The sequence below is a fragment of the bacterium genome (genome assembly GCA_004299235.1).
In the GTDB taxonomy this organism is placed as follows: Bacteria; Chloroflexota; Dormibacteria; order Dormibacterales; family Dormibacteraceae; genus SCQL01.
Window position 1 is genome coordinate 52,288 of record SCQL01000004.1, and the last position, 19,472, is coordinate 71,759.

The 19,472-nt window shown below is 68.4% G+C and carries 20 protein-coding genes and 2 pseudogenes; 20 read left to right on the forward strand and 2 right to left on the reverse strand.

The genetic code is table 11. From position 1 onward, the window contains the following. Positions 1 to 4 precede the first annotated feature (4 nt). From EPN29_02185 to EPN29_02215, 7 genes are all read left to right on the forward strand, one after another. Positions 5 to 673 (forward strand): amino acid ABC transporter permease, encoded by a 669-nt coding sequence (locus EPN29_02185; GenBank protein ID TAN34704.1) that lies wholly within the window; start codon positions 5 to 7, stop codon positions 671 to 673. After that, positions 663 to 1,496 carry an amino acid ABC transporter ATP-binding protein gene (locus tag EPN29_02190; GenBank protein TAN34705.1) on the forward strand — a complete coding sequence of 278 codons (834 nt, stop codon included), beginning with the start codon at positions 663 to 665 and terminating at the stop codon, positions 1,494 to 1,496. The genes EPN29_02185 and EPN29_02190 overlap by 11 nt, the downstream gene beginning before the upstream one ends. Continuing rightward, positions 1,486 to 2,640, forward strand: a complete 1,155-nt coding sequence (locus EPN29_02195; protein TAN34706.1) for a glucuronyl hydrolase — start codon at positions 1,486 to 1,488, stop codon at positions 2,638 to 2,640. Before EPN29_02190 ends, EPN29_02195 begins: the two co-directional genes overlap by 11 nt. After that, on the forward strand, positions 2,637 to 3,611 hold the full coding sequence (locus tag EPN29_02200; protein ID TAN34707.1) for a sugar kinase: 975 nt from the start codon (positions 2,637 to 2,639) through the stop codon (positions 3,609 to 3,611). Before EPN29_02195 ends, EPN29_02200 begins: the two co-directional genes overlap by 4 nt. Continuing rightward, a complete protein-coding gene (locus EPN29_02205; GenBank protein ID TAN34708.1) occupies positions 3,601 to 4,236 on the forward strand; it encodes a 2-dehydro-3-deoxyphosphogluconate aldolase in 636 nt (211 codons plus the stop codon). Before EPN29_02200 ends, EPN29_02205 begins: the two co-directional genes overlap by 11 nt. Positions 4,237 to 4,301: 65 nt before the next feature. Continuing rightward, on the forward strand, positions 4,302 to 5,159 hold the full coding sequence (locus EPN29_02210) for a transporter substrate-binding domain-containing protein (protein ID TAN34709.1): 858 nt from the start codon (positions 4,302 to 4,304) through the stop codon (positions 5,157 to 5,159). 72 nt (positions 5,160 to 5,231) lie between these two features. Continuing rightward, complete coding sequence (locus tag EPN29_02215) at positions 5,232 to 6,068, forward strand: GntR family transcriptional regulator (GenBank protein ID TAN34710.1); 837 nt, start codon at positions 5,232 to 5,234, stop codon at positions 6,066 to 6,068. Here EPN29_02215 and EPN29_02220 read toward each other — a convergent pair. Further along, complete coding sequence (locus EPN29_02220; GenBank protein TAN34711.1) at positions 6,065 to 6,538, reverse strand: hypothetical protein; 474 nt, start codon at positions 6,536 to 6,538, stop codon at positions 6,065 to 6,067. The genes EPN29_02215 and EPN29_02220 overlap by 4 nt on opposite strands. 212 nt (positions 6,539 to 6,750) lie before the next feature. On the opposite strand from EPN29_02220, the gene EPN29_02225 reads away from it, so the two are divergent. From EPN29_02225 to EPN29_02250, 6 genes and pseudogenes are all read left to right on the forward strand, one after another. Beyond that, the gene (locus EPN29_02225) at positions 6,751 to 7,626 is read left to right on the forward strand and encodes a xanthine dehydrogenase family protein subunit M (protein ID TAN34712.1); all 876 of its coding nucleotides are present in this window, start codon (positions 6,751 to 6,753) and stop codon (positions 7,624 to 7,626) included. After that, the gene (locus tag EPN29_02230; protein TAN34713.1) at positions 7,623 to 8,141 is read left to right on the forward strand and encodes a (2Fe-2S)-binding protein; all 519 of its coding nucleotides are present in this window, start codon (positions 7,623 to 7,625) and stop codon (positions 8,139 to 8,141) included. Before EPN29_02225 ends, EPN29_02230 begins: the two co-directional genes overlap by 4 nt. Beyond that, the gene (locus EPN29_02235; GenBank protein ID TAN34714.1) at positions 8,138 to 10,492 is read left to right on the forward strand and encodes a carbon-monoxide dehydrogenase large subunit; all 2,355 of its coding nucleotides are present in this window, start codon (positions 8,138 to 8,140) and stop codon (positions 10,490 to 10,492) included. The genes EPN29_02230 and EPN29_02235 overlap by 4 nt, the downstream gene beginning before the upstream one ends. After that, positions 10,456 to 10,722, forward strand: a pseudogene (locus tag EPN29_02240) (XdhC family protein). The gene EPN29_02235 and the pseudogene EPN29_02240 overlap by 37 nt, the downstream one beginning before the upstream one ends. A gap of 45 nt (positions 10,723 to 10,767) precedes the next feature. Continuing rightward, positions 10,768 to 11,241, forward strand: a pseudogene (locus tag EPN29_02245) (hypothetical protein). Between the two features lie 87 nt (positions 11,242 to 11,328). After that, positions 11,329 to 11,460: a YHS domain-containing protein gene (locus tag EPN29_02250; GenBank protein TAN34726.1), complete on the forward strand. Its 132-nt coding sequence runs from the start codon at positions 11,329 to 11,331 to the stop codon at positions 11,458 to 11,460. A 34-nt stretch (positions 11,461 to 11,494) separates the two neighbouring features. Here EPN29_02250 and EPN29_02255 read toward each other — a convergent pair whose 3' ends face one another. Then, complete coding sequence (locus EPN29_02255) at positions 11,495 to 12,520, reverse strand: MurR/RpiR family transcriptional regulator (GenBank protein TAN34715.1); 1,026 nt, start codon at positions 12,518 to 12,520, stop codon at positions 11,495 to 11,497. Here EPN29_02255 and EPN29_02260 point away from each other — a divergent pair. From EPN29_02260 to EPN29_02290, 7 genes are read left to right on the forward strand one after another with little or no spacing between them, the layout of a single operon-like run. After that, the gene (locus EPN29_02260) at positions 12,519 to 14,048 is read left to right on the forward strand and encodes an amino acid permease (GenBank protein ID TAN34716.1); all 1,530 of its coding nucleotides are present in this window, start codon (positions 12,519 to 12,521) and stop codon (positions 14,046 to 14,048) included. The genes EPN29_02255 and EPN29_02260 overlap by 2 nt on opposite strands. A gap of 1 nt (position 14,049) precedes the next feature. Continuing rightward, entirely contained in the window at positions 14,050 to 14,739 is a 690-nt protein-coding gene (locus tag EPN29_02265) for a gamma-glutamyl-gamma-aminobutyrate hydrolase family protein (GenBank protein TAN34717.1), read from the forward strand. A 4-nt stretch (positions 14,740 to 14,743) separates the two neighbouring features. After that, the gene (locus EPN29_02270; GenBank protein ID TAN34727.1) at positions 14,744 to 16,078 is read left to right on the forward strand and encodes a glutamine synthetase; all 1,335 of its coding nucleotides are present in this window, start codon (positions 14,744 to 14,746) and stop codon (positions 16,076 to 16,078) included. Beyond that, the gene (locus EPN29_02275; GenBank protein ID TAN34718.1) at positions 16,075 to 17,433 is read left to right on the forward strand and encodes an aldehyde dehydrogenase; all 1,359 of its coding nucleotides are present in this window, start codon (positions 16,075 to 16,077) and stop codon (positions 17,431 to 17,433) included. Before EPN29_02270 ends, EPN29_02275 begins: the two co-directional genes overlap by 4 nt. Beyond that, the gene (locus EPN29_02280; protein ID TAN34719.1) at positions 17,433 to 18,200 is read left to right on the forward strand and encodes a glucose 1-dehydrogenase; all 768 of its coding nucleotides are present in this window, start codon (positions 17,433 to 17,435) and stop codon (positions 18,198 to 18,200) included. Before EPN29_02275 ends, EPN29_02280 begins: the two co-directional genes overlap by 1 nt. A gap of 27 nt (positions 18,201 to 18,227) precedes the next feature. Beyond that, positions 18,228 to 18,920 carry a branched-chain amino acid ABC transporter permease gene (locus EPN29_02285; protein ID TAN34720.1) on the forward strand — a complete coding sequence of 231 codons (693 nt, stop codon included), beginning with the start codon at positions 18,228 to 18,230 and terminating at the stop codon, positions 18,918 to 18,920. After that, the gene (locus EPN29_02290; GenBank protein TAN34721.1) at positions 18,914 to 19,216 is read left to right on the forward strand and encodes an AzlD domain-containing protein; all 303 of its coding nucleotides are present in this window, start codon (positions 18,914 to 18,916) and stop codon (positions 19,214 to 19,216) included. The genes EPN29_02285 and EPN29_02290 overlap by 7 nt, the downstream gene beginning before the upstream one ends. Positions 19,217 to 19,472 lie beyond the last annotated feature (256 nt).

Below are 19,472 nucleotides of genomic sequence, written 5' to 3' on the forward strand. Positions count from 1 at the left end.
CGACATGGGCTACCAGTGGGATTGGAGCGTCATCCCGCAGAATGCCGGGTTTTTCGTCGCCGGCATCGAGATGACTCTGGTGCTGGCCGTCCTGACCATGCTTCTGAGTTCGATCGGAGGTCTGCTTCTGGCCTTCGCCCGGCTGAGCCCCTGGGCGCCGCTGCGGCTAGTCGTCGTGTTCTATGTCGAGACCTTCCGGACGACGCCGTTTCTGATCCAACTCTTCTGGATCTTCTACGGCATGCCATATGTGTTCGGCGTCTCGTGGCCCCCTTTTGCCGCCGGCCTGGCGACGCTCAGCCTCAACCTCACCGCTTTCAACTCAGAGATCTTCAGGGCCGGCATCCAATCGGTGGCCGCCGGCCAAAAGCAGGCCGCGCTCGCGCTGGGTATGAACCGCGTTCAGGTCATGACGCGGGTGGTGCTGCCCCAGGCCGTGCGCAGGATCATCCCGCCGCTCGGCAGTCAGTGGGTGTCGATGTTCCAGGCGACCTCGCTGGTGTCGTTCATCGCCGTGCCGGACCTCATGTATCAGAGCCTCATCCTCCGATCCGACACCTACCGGTCGCTTGAGATCCTCAGCGCGACGGCTCTGCTCTACCTGATCCTCGGCTATCCGCAGGCCAAGATTGTCGATTACCTCTACAGGAGGATGCGAGTCAATGAGCTCTAGGAGCAACGATGGGGCTGAGGTGGTGATCAGCTGTCGTGGGGTGGTCAAGCGTTACGGAACCCCCGAGATTCTGCGTGGCGTGGATCTCGATGTGCATCGAGGCGAGGTCCTTTGCATCATCGGCCCGAGCGGCTCCGGCAAGTCCACCCTGCTGCGGTGCTTGAACGGACTGGAGCCGATCGGAGGAGGGTCCATCTTTTTTCAGGGCGTGGACATAGCCGCTCCCGGCGCCGACCTGGTCAAGATCCGCCGCCACATCGGCATGGTCTTCCAGCAGTTCAACCTCTTCCCGCACATGTCCGTGCTGGACAACGTCATGGAGGGACCGCGCACCGTCCTCAAGATGAAGCGTGCTGAGGCCAGGGAGCAGGCCATGAACCTGCTGGCCAAAGTCGGGCTCGAGGACAAGGTCGATGCCAAGCCGGCCGAGCTTTCGGGCGGCCAGCAGCAGCGGGTGGCCATCGCCCGAGCGCTGGCGATGCAGCCGCGAGCGATGCTTTTCGACGAGGTCACCTCCGCTCTCGACCCGGAGCTCGTGGGCGAGGTGCTTGGCGTGATGAGGGCGCTGGCCGAGGAAGGCATGACCATGGTCGTGGTCACGCACGAGATGACCTTCGCCGAGCGCTTCGCCGACCGGGTGGCCATGTTTGACCAAGGCAGGATCATCGAGCTCTCCACGCCGGAGGTGATCTTCCACGGCGCCCAAGAGCCGAGAACTCGACGCTTCCTCAGCCAGCTGCACTGGGATAAGGATCCAGAGCACAGGAACGGGGCGGCCGGCGATCTCGACGGCGGCCTGAGGGAGATGTCCCTTGGACACTGACGGCGCGACCGGACATCAGCTCGGCCGGGCGGATAGGAATCAGCTCGAGCAAGCCCTGCAGCTGGCGGTCGAACGGGCGGGACGGGACGCCGCCGGGCTTGCCGCCTTCCCGCACATCACACGTGACGGCGCATGGCTGGTCAGCGAGCACGGCCGCTGGACCGCGGGTTTCTTCGTCGGGATGCTCTGGCTCGCCAGCATGGTCGAAGAGAACGGCGGGTTGGAATCCCGATGTCGCGACTGGTGCCGCCGGCTGGCTCCACGTGCCGATGACCGGACCACCCACGACATGGGTTTTTTGTTCGAGCCCAGTTTCGTCAGGGGTTTCAACATCACCGGTGAGCGGGAGCTGCAGGCGGTCGCGCTTCGCGCCGCCGACTCCCTCGCCTCGCGATATCGACCCCTCGGCCGGTTCATCCCCGCTTGGGATCCATCAGAGGGCGACCAGGCATATGCCGGCCTCGCGATCGTGGACACGGTGATGAACCTCCCGCTTCTGCTCTGGGCCGCGAGGGTGAGGGGCGAATCCAGGTTGGACGGCATCGGTCGCGCGGTGGCGGAAACCATCGCGCGGCAGCACGTCCGGGAGGACGGGTCGACGGTCCACGTCATCCATCACGACCCTGCCGATCCGGCTCGGGTCCGGCCGGACACGCATCAGGGCGCATCGGCCACGTCGTGCTGGACCCGAGGTCAGGCCTGGGCGCTGTACGGCTTCACCCGGTTGGGCGTGCTGGCCGGGCGCGCGGACTGGATCGAGCTGGCGGGCCGGCTCGCGGACACGTTTCTGGAACGCATGGCCGGCGCGTCGCTCGCGCCCTGGGATTTCGATCGCGCCGGTCCCGGTGAGCCGCGCGATGCGGCCGCCTCCGCCATCGCCGCCTCCGGCCTCCTCGAGCTGTCTCGTGCCGCCGGCCACACGCGGTACGCGGCGGCGGCGGTCGGCATATTGACGGGACTCGTCAAAGACTGCTTGCAGCGGGATCCCCAGGCGCCCGGTCTTCTGCGGCATGTCAGCGTCGATGTCCCACGAGGCTCGGGCATCGACGTCTCCACCATGTATGGCGATCACTACTTCATGGAGGCCCTGGTCAAACTGCTCAGGCCTTCGCTCTGGGATCTGCTGGGCTGTGTCGTCTGGTGAGTGGTGCCCTGGCGTTCAAGGCGCCCGGCGGCGCCGAGGTCCTGGCCTTCGGCGAATGCATGGTCGAGTTCCGGGCCGATGCGCAACCGGCCGCGCCGGACACCTTCATCCGGACCTTTGGCGGAGATACGTTCAACACCCTGGCCGGGCTCGCCCGCCTCGGGCATTCGTGCGGATATATCTCCAAGCTCGGCGCGGACGCGTTTGGCGACTACCTGCGCGCGCAATGGGCACGCTGCCGCGTCGACGCCACTCTGGTCGGGGGCAGCGAGGCGCCCACGGGCGTCTATTTCATCTCCGTCGGCGGCAACGGCGAGCGGGAGTTCACGTATTACCGCCATGGCAGCGCCGCGTCGCGCTTCACGAGCTCAGACCTCCCACTGCCGGAGATTGCCCGGGCCTCGCTCTTCTATACGAGCGGCATTACGCAGGCCATCTCCGGGAGTTGCCGAGACGCGGTGCGGCTGGCGATGCGTTGTGCCCGCGACCACGGGGTGGTCACCGCCTTCGATACCAACTACAGGTCTCGGTTGGTCTCGCCGCAGGCGGCGTGTGAGGCGCTTGCGGATTTGCGCGGCCTGATCGACGTGGCGTTTCCCAGCGGGCCCGAGGAGGCGGAAACGCTGTTCGGGACCTCCGAACCGGGCGAGGTGTGCGCTCGATTCATCGAGATGGGCGCGCGGGTGGTGGCCTACAAGGTGGGTTCGGCCGGCTGCTGGGTGGCCACCGCCGCCTCCCCGAGCCCGGTCCACGTGCCGGCGGTGCCGAAGGCCGCCGTCGACACCAGCGGTGCGGGGGACGTCTTCAACGCGGGCTTCCTTCACGGGCTGTTGTCGAACTTCGACGTGGCCGAAGCCGGGGAGTTCGGCAACCGCTTGGCCGGGCTCAAGATCATGCGTCCGGGGACGGCCTCCGCGCTCCCGAACGACACCGAGCTGCGGCAGCTGATGCGGGTGGCCCGTGTTGATTGAGCCCGCATCCGAGCTCGTTCGTGCCCGGCTGGTCGCGGTGATCCGCACCAAGAGCGCCGAGGCCGCGCTGCTGGTGGCTCGGGCGGCGCTGGCCGGCGGCATCGACGCCCTGGAGGTGACAACGTCCGTACCCGGCTGGCCGGCGGTCGTGTCACAGCTGGCGCGAGAGGTCCGCCTGGTCGGCGTCGGGACTCTGTTCGAACCAGAAGACTGCCTGACCGCGCTGGCCGCCGGAGCGCGCTTCGTCGTCTCGCCGGCCGGCCGGTCGGAGCTCGTGGCCCCGGCGCACCAGGCCGGGGCGGCGTGTGCGCTGGGCGGGATCACGCCCACCGAGGTGGACGCGGTCCGGCGCGCCGGCGCCGATCTGATCAAGGTCTTTCCCGCTGACGCCGCGGGCGGCGCTGGGCTGATCAAAAGCCTGAGAGCGGTCTTCCCGGAAGTCGTTTTCATGCCCACGGGTGGCATCACCGCGGACACGATCGCCGGCTATCTGTCGCTCGACCGGGTGGTTTTGGGGATCGGTGGCTGGCTGGCGCCGGCCGGCGCGATCGCGGGCGGCGATGCTGCCGAGATCACTCGCCGCGCCCGTTTGCTCGTGGCGCAGGCCGGCTCCGGCGGCCATTGACGATCCGCCGCTTTTGTCCTATTGTGCGCACATTCGTTTAATCAGACAGATGGAGGCGAGAACACATGCGACGTAGTCCGATGGTTGTGGCGCTGCTGGCGGCGGCGCTGATGGTGGGGGGGTGCGGCGGCGGCTCGAGCGCTGCCGGCTCCAGCACCCGTCCAGCCGGAGTTCCGGCCGCGGGCGTCAGTCCGACGATCGACCGGATCCTGCAGAACGGGTACCTGAAGGTCGGCGTCATGGCCGGCCCGCCCTGGCTGGTCCAGAACCCAACCGGGGGCACCAGCGCCTGGTCGGGTCCATCCTGGACGCTGGCTCAGGCGGTTTCCAAACAGCTCGGAGTGCCGCTCAAGCTGGTCGACGTCGGCGACGACACCAAGGTCACCTCCGTGCAGACCGGTCAGATCGATATTTCGATCACCCCGCTGAACGAGACCGACAAGCGGAAGAAGGTCGTGGACTTCATCACCTATTCGGTGGATGGGTATTGCTGGTTCGCGCTCCAGTCCAACAACAAGGTCAGCTCGGTCGCCGACTTCAACAAGGGCGGGATCGTCGACGCGGAGGTCTCGGGCGGCGCCGAGGTGAGCACCCTGCCCACCATCTGGCCGAACCTGAAGATCATGCAGTACGTGGCCGCTCCGGGAGAGGTCTACGCGCTGGAGCCGGTCCTGAGCGGGCGCGCCGATATTGCGGGCTTCGATGCCCCGCTGGTGGGCCAGATCCAGCATCAGTATCCGCAGCTCAAGTTCATCCCCGATCCCCAGACCTGCATTGCCAAGCCTCTGCTGCCCATCCAAGTAGGGTGGGCGATCCGTCAGGGCGATCCGGCCTTCAAGTCCTTCCTGGAAGGCATTGAGAAGCCGATGCAGTCTCAGCTCGACAAGGAGACAAGCGACATAATCGCGCACCTCTCGAGTTAGCGAACAAGGCGTTTGCGGAGCCGGCGGCACGGGCCCTCGGAACCGAGTTCACGAAAGTTAACAGGTTGTAGGATGACTTCTCCCTTGGCGAGAACCCAGAAGGACGGATGGGCGGCAATGCAGCTGTACGCGGGTACGATCCCTGCGGCTCGACAGCTGGACTCGGCCAGCCCGATTCCTCTGTGGTACCAGCTCGTCCAGCTTTTGAAGCTGGGCATCGAGTCTGGTGAGTTCAGGGCGGAGGCTCCGATCAGCACTGAGGAGAACCTCGTGACGGAGTTCCGGGTGGCCCGGGCCACGGTTCGCCGGGCGCTTGATGAACTGCAGAGGGAAGGCTGGCTGGAACGTCGGGGCCCGCGCCGGCCCCTGGTCGTTAAGCAGAGGCCCGTGCTGCAGGAGGCGACCAAGCTTGCCGGCCTGTTCAGTGAAGGATTCGTCAGCCGTGGTTATCGCATGAGCATTGAGGTGCGGTCCGCCGAGGTGGTCATCGATGCTCGTGTCGCCATGGAGTTGAGCGTTCGAGCCGGCGCGCCGCTCTATCGCCTGGAGCGCGTTTTCAAGGCCGGTGACGAGCCGGTGGCTTGTGAGATCGCCTGGCTGCCCAAAGCGCTGTTTCCGCGCCTCCTGCAGCAGCAGCTCGACCGGCCGATCACCACGCTCGCCGAAGAGAAATACGGAACCATGTTCTCGTCCGCGCGCCAGCACCTGGCCGCCCGTCTCGCCTCGGCTCAGGAGACCAAGAAGCTGCGCTTGGATCAGCCGGCGGTCGTCCTGGCGGTCGGGCGGTTGACGAGGGACCAGCTCGGCCGTCCGATCGAGTACATGGAGAGCATCCTCCGAGCGGACCGATACGACTTCGTCATGGCCCTCGAGTCGAGCAACCGTTCGATCGACATCAGGCTGAGTTAAGGCTCACCGCCGCGCGGTCGGGACGCTTCCCTGGCGACCACGTGGATCAGGCGCACACGCGGGTGCTGCCGGCGCAGCCGGCTGACGACGTCCATCCCGATCCATCGAGACACGCCCGCCGGCAGGGTCGAGATGACGATCGCGTCATAGCGCCGCCCCGCCACGAACTCGTCGTGGACGGCAAGGACCGGGTCCGCGTCTCCGACCCTGGCCTCCGTGACCTTGATCCCGTTGCGCTCGAGCGCCACCGTCGCCGACCGGGCCTTGGATCGAGCCACCGCCTTGGTCTCGCCCTCCTCCCACGCCAGGAGATGGGCCACGGGGGTTGCCGGCACGAGCAGCGTGAACTCCGCCTGCGCGTCCGACGCGGCCAGCTCCAGGGCCGCGTCGAGCAGCTCCTGTCGCTCGGCGGTCTGATGCGCTACCAGCAGGTACTTCGCCATCGCTGCGACCTGTCGCGACATCGCCATGTGCGGGCCCCCACGCCGGGCGCCTCGCGAGCGCTGCCGCCAGGTGATACCAAGTCTAGTTGCTGATCGGCGGCCGTACCAGATGATGTCTGCGGGCCGACCGGCCATGAGCCGCTGTTTGACATCGACCGGGGCCGGTGATATACCGCGACAGGGTACTCGGGGACGCCCATCGCGCCGCCTCGTTAGTCGTGCGCCAGGAGGGAAGACCGATGTTTCCAGCCGCATTCGACTACCACGCTCCAGCCAGCCTGGGCGAGGCGCTCGCCCTCCTCAAGGAGCGAGGCGACGACGCCAAGGTGATGGCGGGCGGGCAGAGCCTCATCCCCCTGCTCAAGCTCCGCCTCGCGCAGCCGGCGCTGGTCGTCGACATCGGCCGCCTGCCCGCGCTGGCGTCAGTCACGCGCCATGACGGGAGCGTGCGGATCGGCGCCCTGGTCCGCCACGTCGACGTCGAGCGCAGCCCGGAGCTGGCGAGCCTGTGCCCGCTGATGGTCGAGGCCTCGCATTGGATCGCGGATCCTCTGGTCCGCAACCGCGGGACGGTGGTGGGCTCGGTCTGCCATGCGGACCCTGCCGGCGACTGGGGCGCCGTGATCCTGGCGCTGGGAGCCGAGATCGTGGCCCGCTCGGAATCCCGCGAGCGCGTGATCCAGGCCGAGGGGTTCTTCCAGGGTCCGTTCAGCACCGAGCTGAAAGCCGACGAGGTGGTGACGGAGCTACGCATCCCGCTGCCCACCGGGCATGCCGGCGGCGCCTACCTGAAGCTGGAACGCAAGGTCGGCGACTTCGCCACCGTGGCGGTGGCCGTGCAGCTCGCGCTCGACGGCCGCAAGGTCGCGAAAGTGGGCATCGGGCTCACCGCGGTCGGCGCGACCAGCATCAAAGCGACCGCCGCCGAAAGGGCGCTGGTCGGCCAGGAGCCGACCGCCGAGGTGATCGCCGAGGCGGCCGGCCTGGCCGCCGCCGCGGCCGAGCCCAGGGACGACATGCGCGGGAGCGTCGCCTACAAGCGCGACATGGTCCGCGTGTTCGTGCAGCGCGGCCTCAGGACCGCGCTCGGCCGGGCAGAGGGGGTGCGCTCATGAAGGTCGCGATGGTCGTCAACGGCACCGAACGCTCCGGCGATGTGGAACCCCGGGTGCTCCTCGCCGACTTCCTGCGCACGAACCTGGGACTCACGGGGACTCACATCGGTTGCGACACGACCAGCTGCGGCGCGTGCACGGTGTTGCTGGATGGGGAGCCGGTCAAGTCGTGCACCCTGCTCGCCGTCCAGGTCGAGGGACGGCAGATCAAGACCGTCGAGGGGCTGGCGCAGGGCGCGAACCTGGCGCCCATCCAGGTCGGCTTTCACGAGGAGCACGGCCTGCAGTGCGGGTTCTGCACCCCGGGCATGATGCTCGTCGGCGCGGCGCTGCTCGAGCGCAACGCAGATCCGACGGATGAGCAGATCCGCTGGGCGATCAGCGGGAACATCTGCCGCTGCACCGGCTACATGAACATCGTCAAAGCGATCAGGCATGCCGCCCAGCTGCAGGCGGCGGCCAGGATGGCGCCGGCCGCCGAGGCCGCCGCGGCGGTCACCGGAGGTGAGGAATGAGCACGGCCACTCACCAGCACGGCGGCATCGGCGAGTCCATCAAGCGCAAGGAGGACGCGCGCTTCCTGCGGGGCCAGGGACGCTACGTCGACGACTTCGTGCTGCCGAACATGTGCCATATGGCGATCCTGCGCAGCCCGCACGCGCACGCGCGCATCAGGTCGATCGACACGAGCTCGGCCGGCGCCCGGCCCGGCGTGATCGCCGTGGTGACCGGAGAGCTGCTCGCGCAGCACAAGCTGGCCTGGATGCCGACGTTGAGCGGCGATACGCAGGCCGTCCTGGCCACGGACAAGGTCCGCTTCCAGGGCCAGGAGGTCGCGGCGGTGATCGCCGAGACGAAGTACCAGGCCGAGGACGCACGCGACGCGATCGTGGTCGATTACGACGTCCTCCCGGCGGTCACCAGCCCGCAGCAGGCCAGGGAGCCCGGCGCGGCCCTGATCCGCGACGACAAGGAGGGCCAGAAGGACAACCACATCTACCACTGGGAATCGGGCGACCAGGCCGCCACCCAAGCCGCGTTCGCCGGCGCCGCCAAGGTGGTCAGGCTGCACACCTTTTACCCGCGATGCCATCCCGCTCCGCTCGAGACGTGCGGCTGCATCGCCGACGTCAACGGGGTCACCGGCAAGGCGACGATCTACATGACCAGCCAGGCGCCGCACGCCATCCGCACGGTCTTCGCTTTGGTGGCCGGTCTGCCCGAGCAGCAGATCCGGATCATCTCGCCGGACATCGGCGGCGGCTTCGGCAACAAGGTGCCCGTGTATCCGGGCTACGTGGTCGCCACCGCGGCCAGCCTCCTCCTGGGCCGGCCGGTGAAGTGGATCGAGGACCGCTCGGAGAACCTGATCTCGACCGGCTTCGCGCGCGACTTCCACATGACCGGCGACCTGGCCGTCGACGAGCACGGCCGGATGCTGGCGTTGCGAGTCCACCTCGACAGCGACAACGGCGCCTTCTTCGCCGACGCCCAGCCGTCAAAGTTCAAAGCCGGCCTGTTTCACATCGTCACGGGTTCGTATGACATCCCCACGGCGCACGTCACGGCGGATGGCTACTACACCAACAAGGCGCCGGGGGGCGTCGCCTACCGCTGTTCGTTCCGCGTCACCGAGGCGAGCTACCTCATCGAGAGGCTGGTGACCAATGCGGCCATCGAGCTGGGCATGGATCAGGTCGAGTTCCGGAAGAAGAACTTCATCCAGCCGCAGCAGTTCCCATACCGGTCGGCGACCGGGTGGGTCTATGACAGCGGGGACTATCCGAGGGCGATGAACGTGGCGCTCGAGAAGCTCGGCTACGAGGAGTTGAAGCAGGACGTCGAGCGGCGCCGCGCCAAAGGCGAGGTGACCGGGATCGGAGTCGCCAGCTTCACCGAGGTCGTGGGCGCCGGCCACGGCGCCGACTTCGACATCCTCGGCCTGCGCATGTTCGACAGCGCCGAGCTGCGCGTCCACCCGACCGGCAAGGCCCTCCTCAGGATGGGGACGAAGTCACAGGGCCAGGGCCACGAGACCACGTTTGCGCAGATCGTCGCCGAGGAGCTGGGCATCCCGGCCCAAGACGTCATCGTCGAGGAGGGCGACACCGACACGGCGCCGTACGGACTCGGCACCTACGCCTCGCGCAGCACCCCGGTGGCGGGCGCCGCGGCGGCGATGGTCAGCCGCAAGCTCCGGGACAAGGCGCGCAAGCTTGCCGCCCACCTGCTGGAGGCGGCCGAGGAAGACCTGGAGTGGGAGCGTGGGAAGTTCTACGTCAAGGGTTCCCCGGAGCGGTCCAAGACGATCCAGGAAGCGGCGTTTGCCGCCTACACGAACCTGCCCGAGGGCATGGAAGCGGGTTTGGAGGGCGTGCACTACTACGACCCGCCGAACATGACCTTCCCGTTCGGCACCTACGCCGTGGTGGTCGACGTCGACAAGGGCACGGGACAGATCAAGGTCCGCAGGATGGTGGCGGTCGACGACTGCGGCGTGCGCATCAACCCGATGATCGTCGAGGGCCAGATCCAGGGCGGCCTGGCCGAGGGCTACGGCATCGCCTTCATGGAGCTCATCACCTTCGACCGCGAGGGCAACTGCATCGGGTCGAACTTCATGGACTACCTGCTCCCGACGGCCTGGGAGACTCCGAAGTTCGAGATCGGCGAGACGGTGACGCCGTCACCGCACCACCCGTTGGGAGCCAAGGGGGTCGGGGAGTCGGCGACGGTCGGGTCGCCGGCCGCCTACGTCAACGCGGTGATCGACGCTCTCTCGCCCTACGGCATCACGAACATCGACATGCCGGTGACCTCGGACAAGGTCTGGGCGGCGCTGCGCTCGAAAGGGGTGAGCGAATAGACGACGAGCTGATCGAGCTGCTCCACGAGCACGCGGTGACCGGCACGCCGTGCGTGCTGGCGACGGTCGTGCGGGGCGAGCCGCCCACTTCCGCCCGCCCCGGTGACAAGGCCGTCGTCACCGCCGACGGGCGGCTGCGTGGTTGGATCGGAGGGAGCTGCTCGGAGCCGATCGTGCGCCGCGAGGCCCTGCGGGCGCTGGCCGAGGGCACGCCGCGGCTGGTCAGGATCGTGCCCGCGCCCGAGGTCAAGCAGACCCGGAAGCGGGGCGAGCTGATGGTGGCCACCACCTGTCCGAGCGGCGGCGCCCTCGACATCTTCATCGAGCCTAGACTGCCGAAGCCCCTCCTGCTCGTGTTCGGCGACAGCCCGTCGGCACGCACCCTCGTCCAGATGGGGACGCTGGCCGGTTTCCGGACTTGCTCGGTCCACCCGGGGGCAAGACCCGAGGACTTTCCCGGTGCCGGCATGGTGCTTGGCAGCCTGGGCCTGGCCGAGGCCAACCCAGGCCCCGACAGCTGGGCTGTGGTCGCCACCATGGGTCACTACGACGAGGACGCGCTCGAGGCGGCCCTCGCCCATCCCGGCCTCGAGGTGGGTCTCATCGCCAGCAGCCGTCGCGCGGCGGCGGTGCGAGAGGCGCTTCGCGGCCGCGGATTCAACGAGGAGGCGCTCGCGCGCATCAGGACGCCGGCCGGGAGGGTGCGTGGCGCGAGCCAGGAGGAGATCGCGCTGCTGGCCCTGACCGAGGTGGTGACCGCTCGCCGGCGGCGCGGTCCCATTCCCCCGGCGCCCTCGGCGCCCGCCGTCCTCTTCGTCACCGACCAGGTGTGCGGCATGACCGTCGACCCGCTGACCGCCAACCACCAAGCGGTCCACGGCGGGCTCACCTACTGGTTCTGTTCCGCGGGCTGTCAGGCCGAGTTCGAAAAGGCGCCGGAGCGCTACCTCAGAGCGGTCGAAGCCTGACGCCGGCCGCGGTGGGTGGTGCGCGAGCCCGCGACTACGCTGGGCTCGGGGACTCGTCCTCCCCCAGGACCCCACCCGATCGCAGCCGCTCCAGGCTCTGCATGCGCGACTGGGCTTTGGGGCCCAGCCGGCTGATCACGGCGGCGACCACGGCCTCGACGACGGCTATCGCCCCGACCAGCGAATCGAACGGTCCGACGGTGTCGACGCTCGTTACCAGCACCTGGCGCGCAAACGCCGAGGCGGGCGACAGCCACGGATCGGTGAACAGGATCACGTTGCAACCCTGGGCCGAGGCCACCCGTGCGCTCTCGATCGTGTCCGCCTGGTAGCGGCGATAGTCGAAAACCACCAGGACGTCGCCCTTGCGCATGTCGATGATCTGCTGGGCGGGCGCGCTGCGCTCGGCGTCGACCAGTCCGATGCCCGGCCGCAGCAGGTGGAGCTGGCCCGTCAGGTAGCGCGCCAGCGGCGCGCTGACCCGGCCGCCCAGCACCATGACGCGCCGGCGCACGTCGGCGAGCAGCTCGACCGCCTCCTCGACGTCGCGGTGAGAGATGAGCTCCAGGGTGGCCTTCAGGTTGTGGCGGGAGACTTCGACCGCGTCGCTCAGCACGGAATCCGTGCCGCGGCCCGACGTCTCGTCGCGGTACCGGGCGACGGGCGAGCTGAGGCGCGCCTGCACTTCGTGGCGCAGCATCTCCTGGAACTCCGGATAGCCGCGAAAGCCCAGCTTGGTGATGAAGCGGGTCACCGTCGGCGGGCTGACCCCGGCCCGCTCGGCGAAACGGGCGACGCTCTCGAGGCCCGCGATCGGATACGAGGCCAGCAGCACCCGGGCCAGCTTTCGCTCGGCGAGGCTGAGGCTCCCCAAATGCTGCCTCACCACCTCTCCGACGCGAGGCCCGTGACCCGTGACGTTTGTTACATCTGGGTCTAATGGTGCCAATTTCGGCACATCCTTGACAACAATCCTATCTCCTGATAGCGTCGCCGCCAAGCCCAATCCGGCGAGGCGATATGCGCTGTCTTGATGACGCGCGATGGAGGACTGCTGCATGAGTGTCCAGGCCCAGGTTTCGGACGTAGAAACGCTTCACCGGCTCGGGTACGCCCAAGAACTGCGGCGGCGCATGTCCACGTTCTCCAACTTCGCGGTGTCGTTCACCATCATCTCGATCCTCTCCGGGTGTCTCACCCTCTACGGCTACGGGATGGCCACCGGCGGCCCCGTAATCATGAACATCGGCTGGCCGCTGGTCGGGATCTTCGTCACCCTGGTCGGGCTGGCCATGGCCGAGGTCTGCTCCAGCTACCCGACCGCCGGGGGCCTCTACTACTGGTCCGCCAAGCTGGGCGGCAAGAACGGCCCCGCCTGGAGCTGGTTCACCGGCTGGTTCAACCTCCTGGGTCAGATCGCGGTCACCGCCGGCATCGACTTCGGCGGCGCGTTCTTCATGTCCGCGCTCTTCAACCAGCTCTTCGGTTACACGCTGGACCCGCCCCACATCATCGCCGTCTACGCCGTGATCCTGTTCCTGCACGGACTGCTGAACACGTTCGGCGTCGGCCTGGTGGCGATGCTGAACGACATCTCGGTGTGGTGGCACCTGCTCGGCGTGCTCATCATCGTCGGCGCCTTGTTCTTCATCCCGGCCCACCACCAATCGGCCGCCTATATATTCACCTCCTTCACCAACAGCACCGGCTTCAGCTTCTCCGGCGCCTCGATCTACGTCTTCTTGATCGGCCTGCTCCTCGCCCAGTACACCTTCACCGGCTACGACGCCTCGGCGCATATGACCGAGGAGACGAAGAGCGCGGCGGTCGCCGGTCCGCGCGGGATCGTGTGGTCGATCGTCATCTCACTGTTCGCCGGCTGGCTGCTTCTGATCGGCGTCACCTCGGCCATCCAGAACTACACCGCCGAGGCGGGCGCGGTCGTGCCGCCGGCGCAGATCTTCGTCGACGCCGTCGGCAAGAACCTGGGCACGTTCCTGCTCTTCATCGTCGTCGGGGCGCAGTTCTACTGCGGGATGTCCTCGGTGACGGCCAACTCCCGCATGATCTACGCCTTCTCTCGCGACGGCGCCGTGCCTGGCTCCCAGTTCTGGCACAGGATCAACCCGCGCACCCGCACTCCGACCAACTCCATCTGGTTCGCCGCGGTCGGCGCCTTCATCCTGGGCCTGCCGTACCTGTGGAACCCGGTCGCCTACGCCGCGGTGACCTCGATCGCCGTCATCGGCCTCTACATCGCCTACGGCATACCCATCCTTCTGCGCCTCATGGCCGGCGACAGCTTCCAGCGCGGACCCTGGCACCTCGGCCGGTGGAGCCGCCCGGTCGGCATCATCGCCGTCGCCTGGATCGTGTTCATCTCCATCCTCTTCGTCCTGCCGCAGGTGGCGCCCGGTAACAGCCTGACCACCTTCAACTACGCCATCCTCGCGGTCGCGGTAGTGTTGGTCGGCACCGGAGGTTGGTGGTTGCTGTCAGCGAAGAACTGGTTCAAGGGGCCCAAGGTCCAGGGGTCCGTGGAGGAGCTCGCCAAGATCGAGGCCGAACTCGCCGCGGCCGGCGCGTGAAGTGGGGACGACCCTGAAAGAAGAACGGCCGAAGATCGGAATCACCGTCAGCCCGCGGCGGGGGGAGCCCTACTACTCCCCGTACCGCAGGGCGGTCGAGGCCGCCGGCGCGGAGCCGGTCGAGCTGCCGCCTGGGACCCAGTCGCTCCCGGAGCTGGACGGGCTCCTGCTGCCAGGCGGCTGGGATGTCGACCCGTCCTTTTATGGAGAGACGCCGGGCGAGCAGGTCGGGCCGATCGACCATGAGCTGGACGAGACCGAGCTGAGGCTCTTTCGCCAGGCGCGTGAGCAGGAGCTGCCCGTGCTCGGCATCTGCCGCGGTCAGCAGGTGATCAACGTCGCCATGGGCGGTTCGCTGGTGCAGCACCTGGAGGACCACGACGTGCGGGACCATGGGCGCAGCCATCTCGCCCACACCATCGAGGTCGACCCCGGCTCGGAGCTGGGGCGGGCGGCGGGTGAGCACCGGATCCGGGTCAACAGCCTCCACCACCAGGCGATCAGGAACCTCGCGCCGGGCCTGCAGCAAACCGCGCGCGGCGAGGACGGCACCGTCGAGGCCGTGGAATCGGACGACGGCCTCATCGTCGCCGTGCAGTGCCATCCCGAGGAGCTGACGACCGACATGCCCTGGGCGCGCAGGCTATTCGAGCGCTTCGTCGCCCGTGCTCGCCATCGCAAGTCCCGGTGAGCGGATGCTGACCCTGGAGCAGCTGGCGCATTCGGTCGCCGGCGGCGAGATCGACACGGTCATCGTCGCGTTCACCGACATGCAGGGCCGCCTCATGGGCAAGCGTGTCGACGCCGAGTATTTCGTCGAGACCTCGTCGGCGGGCGAGTCGACCGAGGGCTGCAACTACCTGCTCACCGTCGACATGGACATGGACCCCGTTCCGGGCTATCAGATGGCGAGCTGGGAGCGCGGCTACGGCGACTTCGACCTGGTGCCCGACTTCTCGACCCTGCGCGCCGTGCCGTGGCTGGAGGCGACCGCGCTCGTCCTCTGCGACGTCGCCTGGCACGACGGATCGCCGGTGCGGCCCTCGCCGCGGCAGGTGCTGCGCGCGCAGATCGACCGCGCCCGCAAGCTCGGCTTCGAGCCCATGTTCGGCTCGGAGCTCGAGTTCTACCTCCTGAAGGAGACGTTCGCCGAGGCCCACGCCAAGCACTACATCGAGCTCACGCCATCGGTCCCCTACAACCTGGACTACCACGTCCTCGCCACCAGCTACGACGAGCCTTTCATCAGGACCGTGCGCAAGGGCATGAAGGCCGCCGGCATCCGGGTCGAGAGCTCGAAGGGGGAGGCGTGGCCGGGCCAGCAGGAGATCAACTTCCGTTTCGCCGACGCGCTGAGGATGGCCGACAACCACGTCATCTACAAGAACGGGATCAAGGAGATGGCGCACCAGCACGGCTGCTCGGTGACGTTCATGGCCAAGCCCGACCACCGCTGGATCGGCAGCTCGTGCCACGTGCACTCGAGCCTCTGGAAGGACGGGCGCAACTCGTTTGACGGCGAGTCGGAGACGTTCCGTCAGTACCTCGCCGGACACATCGCGAGCGCATCGGAGCTCGCGATCTTTCTGGCGCCCACCATCAACTCGTACAAGCGCTACGCCGCCGGCACCTGGGCGCCGACGACTCTCGCGTGGGGCCACGACAACCGGACGTGCGGGTTCCGCATCGTCGGCCACGGCCAGCACCTGCGCACCGAGTCGCGCATCCCCGGCGCCGACGTCAACCCGTACCTCGCCTTCGCCGCGCTGCTCGCGGCGGGGCTGCACGGGATCGAAAATCGCCTCGAGCTCCCGCCGGCGTTCAGCGGTAACGCCTACGAGTCGGACGTGCAGCGCTTCCCGCACGCCCTGCGCGACGCGATCGCGGTGCTGGAAAACGGGGAGATGGCGCGGCACGCGTTCGGCGACGACGTGGTGGATCACTACCTGAACTACGCCCGCACCGAGCAGGCGCAGTTCGACCGGGTGGTCACGAACTACGAGCGCGAGAGGCTTTTCGAGCGGGGATGAGCGGGCCTCTCCAGGTCCTCAACCCGGCCACCGAGCAGCCCATCGCGCAGCTCGAGCGGGCAGGGGTCGAGGAAACCGACCGCGCGGTGGCCGCCGCCCGCGCCGCCTACCCGGCCTGGCGGGCGGTCAAGCCCGCCGACCGAGCCCGGCTGCTGCGGCGGGTCGCCGCCATGGTCGAGGAACATGGCGACGAGCTGGCGCGGCTCGAGACGTCAAACACGGGCAAGCCCCTGGGCGACTCCCGATGGGAGATTGGGATGGTGGCCGACGTCTTCCACTTCTACTCCGGGGCGATCGACAAGCACTACGGCGAGACCATCCCGGTCGCCGGCGGCGTGGACCTGACTTTTCGGGAGCCGCTCGGCGTGGTCGGCCTGATCGTGCCCTGGAACTTCCCGCTCATGCTCGCCAGCTGGAAGCTCGGGCCCTCGCTGGCATGCGGCAACACCGTCGTCCTCAAGCCCGCGGAGCTGACCCCGCTCACCGCCGTCCGCTTCGGCGAGCTGGCGCTGGAGGCCGGCCTCCCCGAAGGCGTGGTCAACGTGGTCGTCGGACCGGGCTCGGTCGCCGGCGAGCGGCTGATCGCGCACCCGGACGTGGCCAAGATCGGCTTCACCGGCTCGACCGAGGTGGGCCGGCGGGTGATGGAGGGCGCGGCGAAGTCGGTCAAGCGCGTCACGCTGGAGCTCGGCGGCAAGTCGGCCAATGTCATCTTCGAGGACGCGGACCTGGAGCGCGCGGCCGCCTCGGCGCCCTCGGCGGTTTTCGGCAACGCCGGCCAGGACTGCTGCGCGCGCTCGCGCATCCTGGTCCAGAGGTCCGTCTACGACCGCTTCGTCGGCTTACTGGTCGAGGCCACCCGCAGGTTCCGCGTCGGCGATCCCGAGGCGGCGGGCACGGACATGGGGCCGCTTATCTCCGCCGGCCAGCGCACGGCCGTGGCCTCCTTCGTCGAGGGCACGCCGCTATTTCGCGGCGACGCGCCGAGCGGTGCGGGCTATTGGTTCCCGTGCACGCTGGTCGAGGCGACCAACCAGGACCGCGTCGCGCGTGAAGAGGTGTTCGGGCCGGTGGCGGCCATCATCCCGTTCGAAGACGAGGCGGACGCGGTGCGCCTCGCGAACGACACGCCCTACGGCCTGTCGGGCTCGATCTGGACGCGCGACGTGGCGCGGGCGATGAGGGTGGCGCGCGGGATCGAGACCGGCGTCCTCTCGGTCAACTCGAACAGCTCGGTGCGCGTGGTGACGCCGTTCGGCGGTTTCAAGCAGTCGGGATTCGGCCGCGAGCTGGGCATGCACGCGATGGACGGCTACTCAGAGGTCAAGAACGTGTTCATCACCACGGAGGGGTAATGGGAAGGCTGGACGGCAAGGTGGCGGTGATCACCGGCGCGGCTGGTGGTATCGGTCGTGAGGCGGCGCTGCTGTTCTCGTCGGCGGGGGCGCGCGTCTGCATCGCGGACGTCGGGCGGGAGGCGGGCGAGAAAGCGGCTGCCGAGTGCCGGGACGCGTTCTTCTTCCAGGCCGACGTCAGCGATCCCAAGAGCGTGCAGGCGATGTACGCCGCCACCGAGGAGCGCTACGGGCGCATCGACGTGCTCTACAACAACGCGGGCATCATGCCCGCGGACGACGACTCGATCCTGGTCACCGAACCCGACGCGTGGGACCGGGTCCAGGCGGTGAACGCAAAGGGCGTGTTTCTCTGCTGCAAATACGGCATCCCGCACCTGCTCAAGGCGGGAGGCGGTTCGGTGATCAACGTCGCCTCGTTCGTCGCGCTGCTCGGGGCCGCCACGTCGCAGATCGCGTATACCGCGTCCAAGGGCGCGGTGCTGTCGATGAGTCGCGAGCTCGCGGTGCAGTTCGCGCGGCAGGGCATCCGGGTCAACGCACTCTGCCCGGGGCCGGTGGAAACGCCTCTGCTGATGCGTCTTTTCTCCGAGTCGCCGGGAGCATACGAGCGGCGGCGCGTGCACCTGCCCATGGGGCGGCTGGCCACAGCACGCGAGATCGCCAACGCCGCGCTGTTCCTGGCGAGCGACGAATCGAGCTACGTCAACGGGGCGACGTTCTTGGTCGACGGCGGGCTGAGCGCCGCGTACGTAACGCCGGAGTAGCTTCTTACCGGCAGGTACTCTCAGCGGATGCCTTCCGTAGAGACCCGGCACACCCGTAAGGGGATGATTCGCGACGCCCTCGGGATCGGCGTCGCGACCGGGGCATACGCACTCTCCTTCGGCGCGATCTCAACCACCGCCGGTCTGTCACTGCTGCAGACGGTCTGCCTGTCGGCGCTCATGTTCACCGGCGCCTCGCAGTTCGCCCTGGTCGGGGTGATCGGCGCCGGCGGGGGGGTGTGGGCCGGCGCGGCGGCCGCCGCGCTGCTCGGCTCTCGGAACGCCCTTTACGGTCTGCGCCTGCAGTCGCTCCTCGACGTGCGCGGCTGGCGCCGGACGGCGGCCTCCCACTTCGTCATCGACGAGACGACGGCGATGGCCATCGCTCGCGACACCGCGCCTGAAAGCCGGTTCGCGTTCTGGGCGACGGGGGTGGCGGTGTTCACCTTCTGGAACCTCGGCACGCTGATCGGAGCGCTGGCGACCCACGCGCTGCCCGACCCGAGGGTGCTGGGGTTCGACGCGGCGCCCCCCGCCGCGTTCCTGGCCCTGGTCGCACCGCGACTTCGGGGCCGCGAGCCTCTGGCGATCGCGATCGGGGCCGGCATCGTCGCTCTCGCCGTCCTGCCGTTCGTGCCGGCGGGCGTGCCTTTACTCGTGGTCGCCGTGCTGATCGCCCTGCTGGGGTTGCGCAAGACCAACCGAGGGATCGCATCGTGATCTGGGCCGGCGTCCTGGCCGCGACCGCGGGCTGCTACCTGCTCAAGCTCGGGGGTCTCTCCCTGCCGCGCCGTCTGCTCCAGGACGCGCGCATCCAGCGCACCGTTCCGCTCATCCCGGTCGCGCTGCTCGCCGCGCTGGTGGCCACCCAAACCTTCTCCACCGGGCGGCACCTGGTGCTCGACGTCCGCGCCGCCGCGCTGGCGGTTGCGGTTGTCGCCGTCCTGCTGCGGGCGCCGTTCCTCGTCGTGGTGGTAGCCGCCGCGGCCACCGCGGCGCTGTTACGGGCGCTCTAATCTGTCCTATCCCCGAGTCGAAAAGACACCGACTCCGCGATCGCGCGGCCTAGGCCGCCCAGCGCACACCGGGTCCACGCGCCCGGCGCATCACCACCCGCTCGGGCGGCAGGAAGCGGAACTCGCGACCCGGCCTTGACCACCTGCCATCCGCCCTCGTGGACGAGGCGATGGTGAGCGAAACACAAAGCACGAGGTTGGCCAGGTCGGTCGGACCGTTTTTGCTCCAGGCGACGATGTGATGCGGCGTCGACCA

Bases quoted from the DNA above. Each gene is read 5' to 3' on its own strand.
- EPN29_02220 (TAN34711.1), bottom strand. From the start codon at position 6,538: ATGGCGATGTCGCGACAGGTCGCAGCGATGGCGAAGTACCTGCTGGTA.
- EPN29_02185 (TAN34704.1), top strand. From the start codon at position 5: ATGGGCTACCAGTGGGATTGGAGCGTCATCCCGCAGAATGCCGGGTTT.
- EPN29_02255 (TAN34715.1), bottom strand. From the start codon at position 12,520: ATGCAGCAGTCCTCCATCGCGCGTCATCAAGACAGCGCATATCGCCTC.
- EPN29_02285 (TAN34720.1), top strand. From the start codon at position 18,228: ATGCCTTCCGTAGAGACCCGGCACACCCGTAAGGGGATGATTCGCGAC.
- EPN29_02210 (TAN34709.1), top strand. From the start codon at position 4,302: ATGCGACGTAGTCCGATGGTTGTGGCGCTGCTGGCGGCGGCGCTGATG.
- EPN29_02280 (TAN34719.1), top strand. From the start codon at position 17,433: ATGGGAAGGCTGGACGGCAAGGTGGCGGTGATCACCGGCGCGGCTGGT.
- EPN29_02230 (TAN34713.1), top strand. From the start codon at position 7,623: ATGAAGGTCGCGATGGTCGTCAACGGCACCGAACGCTCCGGCGATGTG.
- EPN29_02215 (TAN34710.1), top strand. From the start codon at position 5,232: ATGACTTCTCCCTTGGCGAGAACCCAGAAGGACGGATGGGCGGCAATG.
- EPN29_02235 (TAN34714.1), top strand. From the start codon at position 8,138: ATGAGCACGGCCACTCACCAGCACGGCGGCATCGGCGAGTCCATCAAG.
- EPN29_02225 (TAN34712.1), top strand. From the start codon at position 6,751: ATGTTTCCAGCCGCATTCGACTACCACGCTCCAGCCAGCCTGGGCGAG.
- EPN29_02270 (TAN34727.1), top strand. From the start codon at position 14,744: ATGCTGACCCTGGAGCAGCTGGCGCATTCGGTCGCCGGCGGCGAGATC.
- EPN29_02260 (TAN34716.1), top strand. From the start codon at position 12,519: ATGAGTGTCCAGGCCCAGGTTTCGGACGTAGAAACGCTTCACCGGCTC.
- EPN29_02190 (TAN34705.1), top strand. From the start codon at position 663: ATGAGCTCTAGGAGCAACGATGGGGCTGAGGTGGTGATCAGCTGTCGT.
- EPN29_02275 (TAN34718.1), top strand. From the start codon at position 16,075: ATGAGCGGGCCTCTCCAGGTCCTCAACCCGGCCACCGAGCAGCCCATC.
- EPN29_02250 (TAN34726.1), top strand. From the start codon at position 11,329: ATGACCGTCGACCCGCTGACCGCCAACCACCAAGCGGTCCACGGCGGG.